General features: G+C 59.9%; 14 protein-coding genes. 11 read left to right on the top strand and 3 right to left on the bottom strand.

Annotation, left to right across the window (positions count from 1 at the left end):
• The first annotated feature begins 35 nt into the window (after positions 1 to 35).
• The 10 genes from hpaD (at position 36) to NIT7645_RS09065 (ending at position 9,969) form a co-directional block, all read left to right on the top strand.
• Complete coding sequence (gene hpaD / locus NIT7645_RS09110; RefSeq protein WP_050686765.1) at positions 36 to 1,016, top strand: 3,4-dihydroxyphenylacetate 2,3-dioxygenase; 981 nt, start codon at positions 36 to 38, stop codon at positions 1,014 to 1,016.
• Positions 1,017 to 1,055: 39 nt separating this feature from the next.
• Positions 1,056 to 2,468, top strand: a complete 1,413-nt coding sequence (locus NIT7645_RS09105) for a pyridoxal phosphate-dependent decarboxylase family protein (RefSeq protein WP_050686763.1) — start codon at positions 1,056 to 1,058, stop codon at positions 2,466 to 2,468.
• Positions 2,468 to 3,319 carry a fumarylacetoacetate hydrolase family protein gene (locus NIT7645_RS09100; protein WP_050686762.1) on the top strand — a complete coding sequence of 284 codons (852 nt, stop codon included), beginning with the start codon at positions 2,468 to 2,470 and terminating at the stop codon, positions 3,317 to 3,319. Before NIT7645_RS09105 ends, NIT7645_RS09100 begins: the two co-directional genes overlap by 1 nt.
• Entirely contained in the window at positions 3,316 to 4,116 is an 801-nt protein-coding gene (gene hpaH / locus NIT7645_RS09095) for a 2-oxo-hept-4-ene-1,7-dioate hydratase (protein WP_050686759.1), read from the top strand. The genes NIT7645_RS09100 and hpaH overlap by 4 nt, the downstream gene beginning before the upstream one ends.
• Before the next feature lie 15 nt (positions 4,117 to 4,131).
• Positions 4,132 to 4,902 (top strand): HpcH/HpaI aldolase family protein, encoded by a 771-nt coding sequence (locus NIT7645_RS09090; RefSeq protein WP_050686757.1) that lies wholly within the window; start codon positions 4,132 to 4,134, stop codon positions 4,900 to 4,902.
• A gap of 154 nt (positions 4,903 to 5,056) precedes the next feature.
• Complete coding sequence (locus tag NIT7645_RS09085) at positions 5,057 to 6,244, top strand: substrate-binding domain-containing protein (RefSeq protein WP_050686755.1); 1,188 nt, start codon at positions 5,057 to 5,059, stop codon at positions 6,242 to 6,244.
• Between the two features lie 91 nt (positions 6,245 to 6,335).
• The gene (locus NIT7645_RS09080) at positions 6,336 to 7,112 is read left to right on the top strand and encodes an ABC transporter ATP-binding protein (protein WP_050686753.1); all 777 of its coding nucleotides are present in this window, start codon (positions 6,336 to 6,338) and stop codon (positions 7,110 to 7,112) included.
• The gene (locus NIT7645_RS09075) at positions 7,105 to 7,833 is read left to right on the top strand and encodes an ABC transporter ATP-binding protein (protein ID WP_008561932.1); all 729 of its coding nucleotides are present in this window, start codon (positions 7,105 to 7,107) and stop codon (positions 7,831 to 7,833) included. Before NIT7645_RS09080 ends, NIT7645_RS09075 begins: the two co-directional genes overlap by 8 nt.
• A 37-nt stretch (positions 7,834 to 7,870) precedes the next feature.
• Positions 7,871 to 8,902 carry a branched-chain amino acid ABC transporter permease gene (locus NIT7645_RS09070; protein ID WP_008560486.1) on the top strand — a complete coding sequence of 344 codons (1,032 nt, stop codon included), beginning with the start codon at positions 7,871 to 7,873 and terminating at the stop codon, positions 8,900 to 8,902.
• Positions 8,899 to 9,969 (top strand): branched-chain amino acid ABC transporter permease, encoded by a 1,071-nt coding sequence (locus NIT7645_RS09065; RefSeq protein ID WP_050674018.1) that lies wholly within the window; start codon positions 8,899 to 8,901, stop codon positions 9,967 to 9,969. Before NIT7645_RS09070 ends, NIT7645_RS09065 begins: the two co-directional genes overlap by 4 nt.
• A gap of 15 nt (positions 9,970 to 9,984) precedes the next feature.
• Here NIT7645_RS09065 and NIT7645_RS09060 read toward each other — a convergent pair whose 3' ends face one another.
• The 3 genes from NIT7645_RS09060 to NIT7645_RS09050 form a co-directional block, all read right to left on the bottom strand.
• Positions 9,985 to 10,305 (bottom strand): hypothetical protein, encoded by a 321-nt coding sequence (locus tag NIT7645_RS09060; RefSeq protein WP_037302636.1) that lies wholly within the window; start codon positions 10,303 to 10,305, stop codon positions 9,985 to 9,987.
• A gap of 131 nt (positions 10,306 to 10,436) precedes the next feature.
• Positions 10,437 to 11,459 (bottom strand): aspartate-semialdehyde dehydrogenase, encoded by a 1,023-nt coding sequence (locus NIT7645_RS09055; RefSeq protein WP_008559088.1) that lies wholly within the window; start codon positions 11,457 to 11,459, stop codon positions 10,437 to 10,439.
• Between the two features lie 78 nt (positions 11,460 to 11,537).
• The gene (locus NIT7645_RS09050; protein WP_050686751.1) at positions 11,538 to 12,719 is read right to left on the bottom strand and encodes an MFS transporter; all 1,182 of its coding nucleotides are present in this window, start codon (positions 12,717 to 12,719) and stop codon (positions 11,538 to 11,540) included.
• Positions 12,720 to 12,858: 139 nt separating this feature from the next.
• On the opposite strand from NIT7645_RS09050, the gene NIT7645_RS09045 reads away from it, so the two are divergent.
• Positions 12,859 to 14,016: a DUF3095 domain-containing protein gene (locus tag NIT7645_RS09045; protein WP_050686749.1), complete on the top strand. Its 1,158-nt coding sequence runs from the start codon at positions 12,859 to 12,861 to the stop codon at positions 14,014 to 14,016.
• Positions 14,017 to 14,023 lie beyond the last annotated feature (7 nt).

The raw sequence follows: 14,023 nt of genomic DNA, 5'->3' as shown, positions 1-14,023 counted from the left end.
CTCCCGTCCCCGGCCCCAAGTGAAAGGTTCAAACCATGCCCGTCCCCGCCCCGAACCTCTATCCGCCTTTCAACATCGTGCGGCTGTCCCATGTGGAATACGCCGTGACCGACCTCGCCGCCTCCCGTGCGTTTTACGTCGACATCCTCGGCCTACAGGTGACGCATGAGGACAACAGCCGCATTTACCTGCGCGCCATGGAGGAACGCGGCCATCACTGTATCGTGCTGGTTCAGGCGGATGAGGCCTCGGTCGGGGTCTTGGGTTTCAAGCTTTATGACGAGCCCGACCTGGACAAAGCCGCAGAATTCTTCGCCTCCAAGGACCTGCCCGTCGAATGGGTCGAACGCCCCCATATGGGCCGCACCTTGCGCACCCGCGACCCCTGGGGCATCCCGCTGGAGTTCTACGTCAAGATGGAGCGTCTGGAGCCGATCCACCAGAAATACAGGCTCTATAACGGGGTAAAACCCCTGCGCATCGACCATTTCAACATGTTCAGCGCGGATGTGGATGCCTCCGTCGCCTTCTACGGCGAGATGGGCTTTCGCGTGACGGAATTCACCGAGGATGACGAAAGCGGCAAGGTCTGGGCCGCCTGGATGCACCGCAAGGGCGGCGTGCATGACGTGGCCTTCACCAATGGTCTCGGCCCGCGCCTGCACCACACCGCCTTCTGGGTGCCGAACCCCTTGAACATCATCGACCTCCTCGATCTGATGTCAACCACTGGCTATGTCGATAACATCGAGCGCGGCCCCGGTCGCCACGGCATCTCCAACGCCTTCTTCCTTTATGTGCGCGACCCCGACGGCCACCGGATCGAGATCTATTGCTCCGACTACCAGACCGTCGATCCGGATCTGGAGCCGATCAAATGGTCGCTCACCGATCCGCAGCGCCAGACCCTCTGGGGCGCGCCTGCACCGCGCAGCTGGTTCGAGGAGGGCTCCGTTTTCGAAGGCACCACTCCGAAACCCAGCGCCTTGAACGCGCAGCCGATTATTGCACCCTGACACTGTTCGTGCCGATGGCACGGACAAAAGGAATACGAGATGAAATGGAATGAATTCTCCGAATGGGGCCGCAAGGTCGCGGATTGGACGCAGGACTACCACCTGACCGTCGGCGACCGCCCGGTGCGCGCCATGACCGAACCGGGCCAAGTGCTGAACGCCCTGCCGCAAACCCCGCCTGAGGACGGTGAAGGGATGGAGGCGATCTTCCGCGATTTCGAGGACATCGTGATGCCCGGCATCACCCATTGGCAGCACCCGCGCTTCTTTGCCTATTTCACCTCCAACGCCGCCGCGCCTTCGGTGCTGGCGGAGTTCCTGGCCTCGGCCATCGCGCCGCAATGCATGCTGTGGCAGACCTCGCCCGCCGCAACCGAGATGGAAACAAGGATGATGGACTGGCTGCGCCAGGCCCTGGACCTGCCGGAGCAGTTCCAGGGCGTCATCCAGGACTCCGCCTCCTCCGCCACCCTCGCCGCAGTGCTGACCATGCGTGAAAAGGCGCTGAACTGGCAGGGCAACAGCCAAGGCCTGTTCGGGCAAAAGGCGCTGCGCATCTACTGTTCTTCCGAGGTCCACACCTCCATCGACCGCGCTATTTGGGTTGCAGGCATCGGCCAGCAGAACCTGATCCGTGTGCCGATCAAAGGCGATTGGCGCGGCATGGACCCCGACGCGCTAGAGGCCGCCATCCAATCTGACCTCGCCGCAGGCCACCAGCCCGCGGGCGTCATCCTCTGCGTTGGCGGCACCGGTGTCGGTGCCACCGACCCGGTGGATCAGGTGCTGGACGTCGCCGAAAAATATGGCCTCTACACCCACGTGGACGCCGCCTGGGCCGGCTCCGCAATGATCTGCCCGGAATACCGCCACTACTGGCCCGGCGTCGAACGCGCCGACAGCATCGTCTTCAACCCGCACAAATGGCTGGGCGTGCAGTTCGACTGCTCCGCACATTTCCTGAAGAACCCGGACGACCTGGTGCAGACCCTCGCCATCAGCCCGGAATACCTCAAAACCCACGGCCATGATGGCATCATCAACTATTCCGAATGGTCGGTGCCGCTGGGCCGCCGCTTTCGCGCGCTGAAAATCTGGTTCCTGATCCGCACCTACGGGCTGGAGGGCCTGCGCCAGCGGCTGCGCAACCACATCAACTGGTCCAACCAACTGCACGAAAAGCTCAAGTTAGAGCCTGATTTTGAGATCACCAGCGCGCCCATGTGGTCGCTCTGGTCCTTCCGCTACACTCCTGATGGCGCTGCGGACCTCGACGACCTCAACCTGCGGCTGGTCAACGCCATCAACGACGACGGTCGCATCTACCTGACCCAAACCCGCCTCGACGGCGATCTGGTAATCCGCTTCCAGGCCGGCCAGTTTGAGACGACTGAGGCAGACGTGATGATGGCCTTCGACGTCATCACCGAAATCGCAAGGAGCCTGAGCTGATGCGCTTTGCCACCTACACTGCCGACGGCGAGATCTTCTATGGTGCGGTGACAGATGCTGGCATGATCGCCCTGTCGCCGCAGTTCCCGGACTGGCCCACACTGCGCGACGTGATCGCGGCGGACGGCCTGCCTGCATTGGCCGTGGCCGCCGAGGGCAAACCAGTCACCCACACGGAGTTCACCTATGAAATCCCGGTCCCCAACCCGGAGAAGATCATCTGCGTCGGCGTCAACTTCCCCGACCGCAACGCGGAGTACAAAGACGGCTCCGCCCAGCCAAAACACATGTCCCTGTTCCCCCGCTTCCCGCGCTCCTTCACCGGAGCCGAACGCCCGCTGATCCGCCCGCCGGAAAACCACACGCTGGATTACGAAGGTGAGGTTGCCGTGGTGATCGGCAAAACAGGCCGCCGCATCAAGCCGGAAGACGCCTACGATCACATCGCGGCGCTGACGCTGGCGAATGAGGGCACCATCCGCGACTGGGTGCGCCACGCCAAATTCAACGTCACGCAAGGCAAGAACTGGGACAACTCCGGCGCCATCGGCCCCTGGCTGGTGCCCTTCACCGATGCCGCGCAGCTGGATGAGGCGCGCATCGTCACCCGCGTGAACGGAGAGATCCGTCAGGATGACACCCTCGCCCGGATGATGTTCCCAATCCGAGAGGAGATTGCCTATATCTCCACCTTCACAACCCTGCAGCCTGGCGACGTGATCATCACCGGCACCCCGACCGGCGCAGGCGCGCGGTTTGATCCGCCGAAATACCTAGTTCCCGGCGATGTGATTGAGGTGGAGGTCGAAGGCATCGGCATCCTGCGCAACACGGTTGAGGATGAGGCATGACCCCGGAGCAGCACCAGGAAGCCGCCGACAGATTGTTCAAGGCCGAGCAAACCGGCCAGCTGTGCGGCCTGCTCTCGCTGGCCTATCCCGGCATGACGCTGGACGATGCCTATGCGGTGCAACAGGCTCTAATCAGGCAAAAACTGGCCTCCGGGCGCAGGAAGATCGGCTGGAAAATCGGCCTCACCAGCCGCGCCATGCAGCAGGCGCTGAACATCACCACCCCGGACAGCGGCGTGCTGCTGGACGACATGCTGTTTGAAAACGGCAGCACCGTCCCCGCAGGCCGCTTCATTCAGCCGCGGGTGGAGGCGGAGATCGCTTTTGTCATGAAATCCCCCCTCGCAGGCGCCGAGTGCACCCGCGCAGATGTGCTGGGCGCAACAGATTATGTGGCGCCGTCGCTGGAGATCCTCGACACTCGTATCCTGCGCACCGACCCGGCAACCGGCCAGGCCCGCATTATCACCGACACCATCAGCGACAACGCCGCCAACGCGGGTGTTGTGCTGGGCGCGGAGCGCCACGCGGTGGACGCGCATGACCTGCGCTGGGTGGGTGCAATCGTGGCCCGGAACGGGACGGTGGAGGAAACCGGCCTCGGGGCGGGTGTTCTGAATGACCCCGTCACCTCTGTCCTGTGGCTGGCGCGCCGGATGGCGGAATATGGACAACAGATCGAGGCCGGGGATATCGTGCTCTCGGGCTCGTTCATCCGCCCTATCGAATGCCCGCCGGGCACGGAGATTGCCGCTGATTTCGGCTCCTTCGGTTCCGTATCCATAAATTTCGCCTGACAGGAGGCCCCGCCCATGCCCGCGCCCAAGAACCCCTTCAAAGAGGCCCTTGCCAAGGGTGAGCGCCAGATCGGCTGCTGGATGAGCTTTGCCGACGGCCAGATCGCCGAGATCATGGGCACCTGCGGTTTCGACTGGCTGGTAATCGACGGCGAGCACGCGCCCAATGACATCCGCTCTATCCGCGACCAGCTGATCGCGCTGACGGCTTCGCCCAGCCACCCGGTGGTGCGGGTGCCAGTGGGGGAAACCTGGATGATCAAACAGGTGCTGGATGCTGGCGCGCAGACGGTGCTGGTGCCGATTGTCGAAAGCGCCGATCAGGCCCGCGACCTGGTTCGCGCCTGCCACTATCCGCCCAAGGGCGTGCGCGGCGTCGGCGCTACGGCGGCCCGCGCCACCATGTTCGGTTCGGTCTCTGAATACATCCAGACCGCCGATCAGGAAGTCTGCCTGCTGGTGCAGGTGGAAAACCGCGCCGGGATAGACGCACTTGATGAGATCCTGCAGGTCGAGGGCATCGACGGTGTTTTCATCGGACCAGCGGATCTATCCACCGACATGGGCCACCAGGGCAACTCCGCCCATCCGGAGGTGCGCGCGGCAATCGCCGATGCCATCACCCGCATCAAGGCAGCGGGCATTGCCCCTGGCATTCTAGGTGTGAGCGAAGAAGCAACACAGGCCTATCTGGATATGGGAGCACAGTTTCTGGCGGTTGGCATTGATGTGCTGGTCCTTGCCCAGAATGCACGCGCACTGTCGCAAAGCTGGAAATCAAAGTAAGCCGTTCACCTGCTGAACGCTTCCTCGACGCCCGCCATGCGGGAAATTAAGTATTTCCACGCAATTGACCGGTTTGACACCCTACCGATAGCCTGACACCACAGGAGAGAGCGCGCACCGGATCCTCTGGTGCGCCAGGAGGGAGAGAAACAGGATGAAGCGCACATTGATTGCGGGGGTGGTCTCTGCACTGGCTCTCAGCGCAGGGCTGGCAACGTCGGCCCTCGCCGATATCAAGATTGCCCACATCTATGGCAAGACGGGGCCATTTGAGGCCTACGCCAAACAGTCTCATGATGGGCTGATGCTTGGGCTGGAATACGCGACCGGTGGGACCATGGAAATCAACGGCGAGAAGATCGTCGTGATTGAAAAGGACACCCAGCTCAAACCGGAAAACGGCAAGGCCCTGCTGGAAGAGGCCTATGGCGACGACGAAGTTGATCTGGCCATCGGCCCGGTCAGCTCGGGTGTGGCACTGGCCATGCTGCCGGTTGCTGAGGAATACGAAAAACTGCTGATTGTCGAACCTGCGGTTGCAGACTCGATCACCGGCGCGAATTGGAACCGCTACATCTTCCGCACCTCGCGCAACTCGTCGCAGGATGCGGTCGCCAGTGCAATCGCACTCGCCGGTGAGAATGTGCATATCGCAACCCTCGCCCAGGACTATGCGTTTGGCCGGGACGGTATCGCGGCCTTCCGTGAGGCGCTCGCCGCACAGGGCCATGAGATCGTGCACGAAGAATTCGCCCCCACCGACACAACCGATTTCACGGCCGCCGGAGAGCGCATCTTCAACGCGATGAAGGATCTGGAAGGCGAGAAGAAACTGTTCATCATCTGGGCAGGCGGAGGCAACCCTTGGGCAAAGATCAACGCCATGGATCCGGGCCGCTTCGGGATTGAGTTTGCCGGTGTCGGCAACATTCTCGCCGCGCTCAAAGGCTTCAAGGACTTTGAAGGGATGGAAGGCGGCACCTATTACTATTACGAGTTGCCCAACAATCCGGTGAATGACTGGCTGGTCAAAACCCATTTTGAACGGTTCGACAGCCCGCCGGACTTTTTCACGGCAGGTGGGATGGCAGCTGGCATCGCGGCCGTTGAGGCGATCAAGAAGGCTGGCTCTACCGATACAGAAGCCCTGATCGAAGCGATGGAAGGCATGGAATGGGAAACCCCCAAGGGCACCATGCGTTTCCGCGCAGAGGACCATCAGGCCCTGCAATCCATGTACCATTTCAAGCTGCGGGTTGAGGACGGTGTGGAATGGGCTATCCCTGAACTGGTCCGCGAGCTCGGCATCGATGATCTGCCAGTTCCGATCCGCAATCAGTAAGCCAAAACGCTAAACTGTTTCAGCCAGCCGGGGCACAGGTGCGACCCACCGTGTGCCCCGGCAACCGACCCAAGGATCTGACAGGTCAGCGATGCCCGAACCCATTCTGAGCACAACCAATCTGACCGTCCGCTTTGGTGGCCATGTCGCGGTCGATCATGTCACCTGCGCTTTCAATGCCGGAGAGTTGACAGCAATTGTCGGCCCGAACGGAGCAGGCAAGACGACATATTTCAATTTGATCTCAGGCCAGATCCCCGCATCTGGGGGCACTGTTCAGCTGCACGGCAAGGATATTTCGGGCCATCCCGTCTCTGCGCGGACCAAAGCCGGGATCGGACGGGCCTTTCAGCTAACCAACCTGTTTCCTGACCTGAGCGTGCTGGAGAATGTGCGACTGGTCGTACAGGCCAAGGCTGAGCGCGGATTTAATCTGTGGTCAATGGTGTCCCACCACACAGATCTGACCGAGCAGGCTGAGAACATCCTGCAACAGGTTCGCCTGCTGGAGGAACGCAATCAGACCGTCTCTGAACTTTCGCATGGCAACCAGCGCAAGCTGGAGGTGGCACTGCTGATTGCCCTGGACCCGGCTGTCTACATGTTTGACGAACCCACCGCTGGCATGAGCGTGGACGAAGCGCCGATTGTTCTTGATCTCATAGCGCAGCTCAAGGCGCAGGGGGACCGGGCGATCCTATTGGTCGAACACAAGATGGACGTCATCCGCACGCTCGCAGATCGGATCATCGTCTTGCACAACGGCGCCCTTGCTGCAGATGGGGCACCAGCCGAGGTCATGGCCTCTGACGTCGTGCAGGAGGCCTATATGGGACGCGGACTGGAAGGAATTTTGGCTGATGTCTGATCCCATTCTCAAAATCGAAGGCATCTGCACCAATATTGCCCAATATCACATCCTGCAGGGGGTCGATCTGGTGGTGCCGCGGGGCGGTGTAACCATGCTGCTTGGCCGCAACGGGGTGGGCAAGACAACGACCCTGCGCAGCGTCATCGGCCACTGGCGCGCGCATGAGGGTCGCATCCTGTTTGATGGACAGGATATCACCCAACTGCCGACCGCTGCCATCGCCCGTGCGGGCCTTGGTTTCGTGCCCGAAGATATGGGCATCTTTGCGGACCTCACCGTTGAAGAAAACATGATCCTTGCAGCTATTTCCGGCCCGATCGACCCCGCGCGCCTGGACTGGATCTTTGCCGCCTTTCCCCCTCTCAAAACCTTTTGGAAGTCTGAGGCAGGAACGCTGTCGGGTGGGCAGAAACAGATGTTGTCGATTGCCCGCGCGATGGCCGAAGAACGCAAGCTTTATCTGATTGACGAACCCACCAAGGGCCTGGCGCCGGCGATCATTTCCACGATGGCGCGTGCGCTCAAGGATTTGAAGGATCAGGGCGCATCGATCCTGATGGTGGAGCAGAATTTTGCCGTGGCCAAAGCGTTGGGTGACACGGCCAACGTGATGGATGACGGGCGGGTAATCTGGTCGGGTGCGATGGAGGCGCTCGCCAACGACGCTCGTCTACAGGAGCAACTGATGGGATTGAGCATGGAGGCGCATTCGACGTGACCCAATCAGCCTATTCCAACCCGGCAGGATACCACCCATGACCGCGGCCCCCGAACATGCGCCGACGATGGCGCGCACAACGCTACGCGACCGGCTCGCGCCCTATGCGCCGTTCCTGCTGGTTCCCGCGCTGGCCGTTGCCGGTTTCCTCGCCGTACAGAACCCGGCAAGCTGGCTGACGCTGACCGTCTCCGGGCTGGCGATGGGAATGATGATCTTCATCATGGCCTCTGGCCTGACGTTGGTTTTCGGATTGATGGACGTCATCAATTTCGGGCACGGCGCCTTTGTCTCGGTGGGGGCCTTTGTCGGAATCTCTGTTCTGTTGGCGCTGGGGCAGATGACCGGGGCTCCGTCTCTTGGGCTAAACCTACTGGCGGTTCTCGCTGCCGTTCTCGCCGCGATGGCCGCCACGGCAACAATGGGCTGGGCCTTTGAGAGGGTGATCGTGAAACCCGTCTACGGAAATCACCTCAGCCAGATCCTCGTTACGATGGGCGGGCTCATTATCGCAGAACAGCTGATTATCGTCCTCTGGGGGCCAGAAGAGATCTATTTCACCCGCCCTGAGACACTGAAAGGCGCGCTGACATTTGGGGATGCGGCAATTGAAAAATACCGTCTGGTGGCCGTCGGCGTCGGGCTTGTGGTCTTTGCCGCGATGCGGTTCGTGCTGCGCCGTACCAAAATTGGTCTGATCGTACGGGCAGGTGTCCAAAACGGTGAAATGGTGGCGGCCCTTGGGTACCGGTTGAGACTGGTTTTTGTCGGCGTCTTCATTGCCGGTTCTGCACTGGCCGGTTTGGGCGGAGTGATGTGGGGTCTCTACCAGGAGGTCATCACCGCCCATATGGGCAATCAGGCAATGATCTTGATCTTCATCGTCGTGATTATTGGCGGGCTTGGTTCTGTCGAGGGATGTTTTGTTGGCGCTCTTCTTGTCGGCCTTCTGCAAAACTACATCGCCTTTGTTGAGCCGAAACTCGCACTGATTTCCAACATCGCGCTAATGGTCGCGATCCTCATGTGGCGCCCGATGGGCATGATCCCGGTGGTAAAGGCAAAATGATCCGCTCTCTCCTGTCTGGCGATATGCCACGATCCAAGTTTCTGGGCGCAATTCTGCTTGTCATCCTGATCTGTCTGGCCTTTGCACCGTTTCTTTTTCCGGGGGTCCGCACAGTCGACACGGCCGCCCGGATCTGTATCTTTGTTGTCCTGGTCGCCAGTTATGACCTGCTGCTGGGCTATGGCGGTATTGTCAGCTTTGCCCATACGATGTTTTTTGGCATCGGCGCATATGGTGTTGCGCTCAGCTCTACCCATCTGGGCCGCGGATTTGACTCCCTGATCATCGGAGCAGGCCTCGGTGCAATCCTGGCAGCGGCCCTTGCGCTGGTGATTGGTCTGTTTTCCCTGCGGGTTCGGGCGATCTTTTTTGCAATGATCACCCTCGCCGTCGCATCCGCTGTGGCCGTTCTGGTCAGCCAGATTTCGTCTGTAACCGGAGGCGAGGACGGTCTTACATTCAAGATCCCGCGCGAGCTGGGACCAGCATTCAAATTCGGTAAAGACCTCTTTGGCGGAGAGCTTCTTGGCGTCAAGCTGAACGGCAAACTTCTCACCTATTACCTGATCTTCGGCGGCAGCCTCATCTTGTTCCTGACACTGTTGCGGATTGTGAATTCACCGTTTGGCCGCGTCCTCCAGGCCATCCGCGAAAACGATTTTCGCGCAGAAGCCATTGGCTACCGGGTGGTGATATACCGCGTCACGGCAACCTGTCTCTCTGCTGCGGTGGCCGCCTTGGCCGGATCTCTCTATGCGATCTGGCTGCGATACGTCGGGCCGGACACCACCCTGTCGATGGAAATAATGATCGACATTCTACTGATGGTCGTGATCGGCGGCATGGGAACGATCTACGGAGCCGTGATCGGGGCCACGTTGTTTGTCCTTGCCCAGAACTATCTGCAGAACCTGATGAGTGGCCTGTCGAGCATGACAGAAGGACTGCCCATTCTGCCGGAGCTGTTCAGCCCGGATCGCTGGCTCTTGTGGCTGGGAGTTTTGTTTATCCTCAGCGTCTATTTCTTTCCAACCGGTGTGGTTGGTCGCTTGCGCGGGCAACGATAGGCGATATGCCTTCCATCATGCCGGGCGGACAGGCATTTTTGCCCCGAACCGGTTTTCCAGCTCGCTTGTCGGATAGCCGAGGAACCGGCAGGTGCAGATTTCCACATGGCTGTGGCAATCCTTGAGCCGAGTGCGGCCGCTACGATGCTGAAGGTAAAACCCTTTGTCGCGGAGGGCCTGAAACAGGTCCACCCAGGATTTCGCGGTTCTGAAGCTCTCATTCAGAACCATGCGAAGCTGAACAGCCATTTCAGTATCCAATCGCGCGGACATGCGCGCCGAAGCCCATGCACTTTCGCCCGATTGGCCTGGCAGGTGTGTGGTGTATGTCGTCATCGTCTGATCCCCTTTGGTCCGGAATTGACCTCCCCTTCAGACTAGTGACACCAAGGCTGCTAGAAATAGCTGTACAAACAGTAAAAGGGGCGCCTCTTTCGAGACGCCCCTCTATCTGGAAGGATAGCAGATTAGCCTTTTTTCAGGACTTCGCGACCCAGAAGTTCTGCGATCTGCACGGCATTCAGGGCCGCGCCTTTGCGCAGGTTGTCAGAGACGCACCACAGGTTCAGACCGTTGTCGATGGTCGAATCCTGACGGATGCGGCTGATGAAGGTTGCAAAGTCGCCAACGCATTCGATCGGGGTGACGTAGCCACCGTCTTCGCGCTTGTCGATGACCATGATGCCCGGCGCCTCACGCAGGATGTCGCGGGCTTCGTCTTCGTCAAGGAAGTCTTCGAATTCGATGTTGATCGATTCGGAGTGACCGACAAACACCGGCACACGCACGCAGGTCGCCGTGACCTTGATCGACGGATCGACGATCTTCTTTGTCTCCGCCACCATCTTCCATTCTTCCTTGGTCGAACCGTCGTCCAGGAAAACGTCGATGTGCGGAATCACGTTGAACGCGATCTGCTTTGTGTAGACGCTCGGCGGCACGTCCTGCGTCGGATTGTAAACCGCCTTGGTCTGATCCCACAGCTCGTCAATCGCTTCCTTGCCGGAGCCGGAAACGGATTGGTAGGTCGATACCACCACGCGCTTGATCTTGGCACGATCATGCAGCGGCTTCAGCGCCACAACCATCTGCGCGGTAGAGCAGTTCGGGTTGGCGATGATGTTTTTCTTGGCATAGCCGTGCACGGCCTGCGGGTTCACTTCCGGTACGATCAGCGGGATGTCCGGATCGTAGCGATAGAGCGAAGAGTTATCGATGACGGTACAGCCCGCCGCCGCAGCCTTGGGCGCGTATTTCTTCGTCGCATCGGAACCGATGGCAAAAAGCGCCATGTCCCAGCCTGCAAAGTCGAACGTGTCCAGGTCCTGGGTTGTCAGTGTCTTGTCGCCGAATGTGACTTCGGTGCCGAGGGATTTGCGGCTCGCCAGAACTGCAATCTCATCCACAGGAAACTGGCGCTCAGCCAGAATGTTCAGCATTTCGCGACCCACGTTGCCCGTGGCGCCAGCGATAACGACGCGATAACCCATTTTGTTTCTCCAATTGTATCCGGCCCTGTGGCCGGCTGCGGTGTCATATCGATATTGGCCTCAGTATGAAAGGCCGGATCAGTCCAACCGGTCCTGACTGAGCAGATATATTGCGCATCCGACCGCCAAAAAGATCGTGAAGAAGGCAAAAATCGCAAAATAGGGAACAGAAAGGTCCGCACCGGCCATTTTCGCATGGAGCCGTCCGCTGGCGAACTGCATGATTCCCACGCCGCCAATTCCAAAGAAGTTGAGCATCGTGACACCCCGCCCGACCAGATGCGGCGGAACAAAAGCCCGCCCATGTGCAAGGATCACAGGAAAAGACGCGCCAAAAAAGCCAACCGCAGCCAAGAGCGCGATAACCAGAACCACCGGCCCGTCGATCCACATCATCACCCCACAAAGAGCCAGACCACCCAGCAGGTTGCCTCCCAGGATTACCCCCTTGCGAGTACCCAGCAGCCGGTCCATTGGCCCATAGGCAAAGGTTCCCAGGATCATCGCGATCCCCATCGCGAGGCTGGCAAGCCCAACATCCGCGCGGCTCATGTTGAAAACGTCGCTCAGGTAGGGGCCGATCCACAGCCCTCGCAGTGCCGCAGAGGGGGCATAGGCGACCAACATCAGCAGAAATATGGGCCACAGGACCGGCATTCTGAGAATATCAAGAACCGACCCTTTGGGCGCATCATCAGGCGCGCTGACCTTTTCCGGATCCCGGACCGTAACGCCTATACCAACAGCCACCAGCGCAGAAACCACCGCCAGTCCGATCATGGTGCCACGCCAGCCGACCCATTCCACAGCCAATGCCGTCGGATAAGAGGCCACCAAATTCCCAAGCGACCCCACCCCCAGCATCACGGCCGCAAGTGTTGCAAACTGGCGCGGCGGATACTGGCGCGCAAAGATGTAGTAGGACGCCATCAGAACCGGAGAGCAGCCAACACCGATCAGCACCATCGCAAGGCTGACATGGATCGGCGCAGTTGCAACCGCAAACAAGAGCGCACCACCCCCACCGCCCACAAGCAACAGGGCCGCCGCCGTTCGGCTCGGCCCGATGCGGTCCAGGGCCCAGCCCACCGGTAGCTGCATAGCGGCAAATGTCAGAAACCAAAGACCAGAGGCGAACGCCAGATCTTCGGGTGTGGTGCCGATGTCGGTTTCCAGCGCAGACGTCAGCACAGCGAGAAACGCCCGATAAAACTGACTGAGCACATAGCCCAGACACAAGATGATCAAGCCGATGTGCATTGCTCTGCCTCCTCCTGATATGGTTGAACTCACAGTGGCGATTTCGCACCGTTGCACAAGGGTGCGAAACCACCAGTCCGTGAATGGTCGTGATCTGAAACCGCGCTACCCTATCCTTCGACAGGAGGCATTTACCCCAATGGCCCAGGACGATTTTTACAAAAACCTTTCGCCAAGCAAGGATTTCGCTGCTTTGACGCGGAGCGGCGCGTTTACCCCACTGCCGCGCGACTGGATGGTCGGCTGCTGCGATATCGTAAATTCCTCAGAGCTTATCGCCAAGGGACGGTACAAAACGGTCAACACCATCGGCGCTTCTGCGATTGCCGCTATGATCAATGCGATGAGAGGCACGTCGTTCCCGTATATCTTTGGCGGTGATGGTGCATCTTTTGCCGTGCCACCCGAATTCGCAGATACCGCCCGCGATGTTCTTAGCCGGTTGCGCAGTTGGGCCAGTGCAGAATTCGATATCGACCTGCGCGCCGCGCTTTTGCCGGTGTCATGGATCCGGGCCGAAGGGCTTGATGTCACGGTTGCGCGCTATGCGGTGTCAGATGCAGCAGACTACGCAATGTTTTCCGGTGGCGGCCTGACTTGGGCGGAACAACAGATGAAGGCAGGCGGTTTTCAGGTCGCCCCCGCCGAGCTGCCGGACCCGCCTGACCTGACCGGCCTTTCCTGCCGCTGGAATACAATCCCTGCGCGCAACGGGATGATCCTGTCCGTGGTGGTGCAACCTGTTCCCGGCGCGCCTTCTGGCAGCTTCGAGAGAATCACGAGCGAGGTCCTCGCTGTTGCGGAACAGCTACAGCGCAGCGGCCATCCTGTTCCCGCTGAGGGGCCAGATTTCAGTTTTCCACCGCCCGGCATTGACCTGGAGGCCCGGATTTTCCGCGGTCAGGGGTCGGTGATTTGGAAAAAACTGCAAGTATTTCTAATCAGTGCCTTTGCCGCCTTTGCCCTGTCGCGCAAAAAGCCTCTGGCTGGATTTGACGCATCGCACTACCGCCATATGCTCGCCGCCAATGCCGACTACCGCAAATTCGATGACGGTTTGAAACTTACGCTCGATTGCCCCGAAGAGGTGCGCGCGGCCCTTGCCGATATCCTGGAACGCGCGGCCGCTGCGCGGCTGGTCCGCTATGGCCTTCATCAACAAGACGAAGCACTGGTCACCTGCATCGTGCCCTCGGTGATGCGGGACGATCACGTCCATTTTGTTGATGGGGCGGCTGGTGGCTACACTCAGGCCGCGCTTCAGATGAGCGCAGGTATGACCTCTGCCGTGGCCTGATCGCTCC

Origin of the sequence: Phaeobacter italicus, assembly GCF_001258055.1 — a bacterium.
Taxonomy (GTDB): Bacteria; Pseudomonadota; Alphaproteobacteria; order Rhodobacterales; family Rhodobacteraceae; genus Phaeobacter; species Phaeobacter italicus.
The sequence above is the reverse complement of the archived record's forward strand: the minus strand, read 5'-3'. Positions and strand labels throughout refer to the sequence as shown.

Excerpts from the sequence above, each read along its gene's own strand:
- NIT7645_RS09075 (WP_008561932.1), top strand. The coding sequence starts at position 7,105 with ATGTCTGATCCCATTCTCAAAATCGAAGGCATCTGCACCAATATTGCC.
- NIT7645_RS09090 (WP_050686757.1), top strand. The coding sequence starts at position 4,132 with ATGCCCGCGCCCAAGAACCCCTTCAAAGAGGCCCTTGCCAAGGGTGAG.
- NIT7645_RS09100 (WP_050686762.1), top strand. The coding sequence starts at position 2,468 with ATGCGCTTTGCCACCTACACTGCCGACGGCGAGATCTTCTATGGTGCG.
- NIT7645_RS09055 (WP_008559088.1), bottom strand. The coding sequence starts at position 11,459 with ATGGGTTATCGCGTCGTTATCGCTGGCGCCACGGGCAACGTGGGTCGC.
- NIT7645_RS09105 (WP_050686763.1), top strand. The coding sequence starts at position 1,056 with ATGAAATGGAATGAATTCTCCGAATGGGGCCGCAAGGTCGCGGATTGG.
- hpaH (WP_050686759.1), top strand. The coding sequence starts at position 3,316 with ATGACCCCGGAGCAGCACCAGGAAGCCGCCGACAGATTGTTCAAGGCC.
- NIT7645_RS09080 (WP_050686753.1), top strand. The coding sequence starts at position 6,336 with ATGCCCGAACCCATTCTGAGCACAACCAATCTGACCGTCCGCTTTGGT.
- NIT7645_RS09070 (WP_008560486.1), top strand. The coding sequence starts at position 7,871 with ATGACCGCGGCCCCCGAACATGCGCCGACGATGGCGCGCACAACGCTA.
- NIT7645_RS09060 (WP_037302636.1), bottom strand. The coding sequence starts at position 10,305 with ATGACGACATACACCACACACCTGCCAGGCCAATCGGGCGAAAGTGCA.
- NIT7645_RS09085 (WP_050686755.1), top strand. The coding sequence starts at position 5,057 with ATGAAGCGCACATTGATTGCGGGGGTGGTCTCTGCACTGGCTCTCAGC.
- NIT7645_RS09050 (WP_050686751.1), bottom strand. The coding sequence starts at position 12,719 with ATGCACATCGGCTTGATCATCTTGTGTCTGGGCTATGTGCTCAGTCAG.
- NIT7645_RS09045 (WP_050686749.1), top strand. The coding sequence starts at position 12,859 with ATGGCCCAGGACGATTTTTACAAAAACCTTTCGCCAAGCAAGGATTTC.
- hpaD (WP_050686765.1), top strand. The coding sequence starts at position 36 with ATGCCCGTCCCCGCCCCGAACCTCTATCCGCCTTTCAACATCGTGCGG.
- NIT7645_RS09065 (WP_050674018.1), top strand. The coding sequence starts at position 8,899 with ATGATCCGCTCTCTCCTGTCTGGCGATATGCCACGATCCAAGTTTCTG.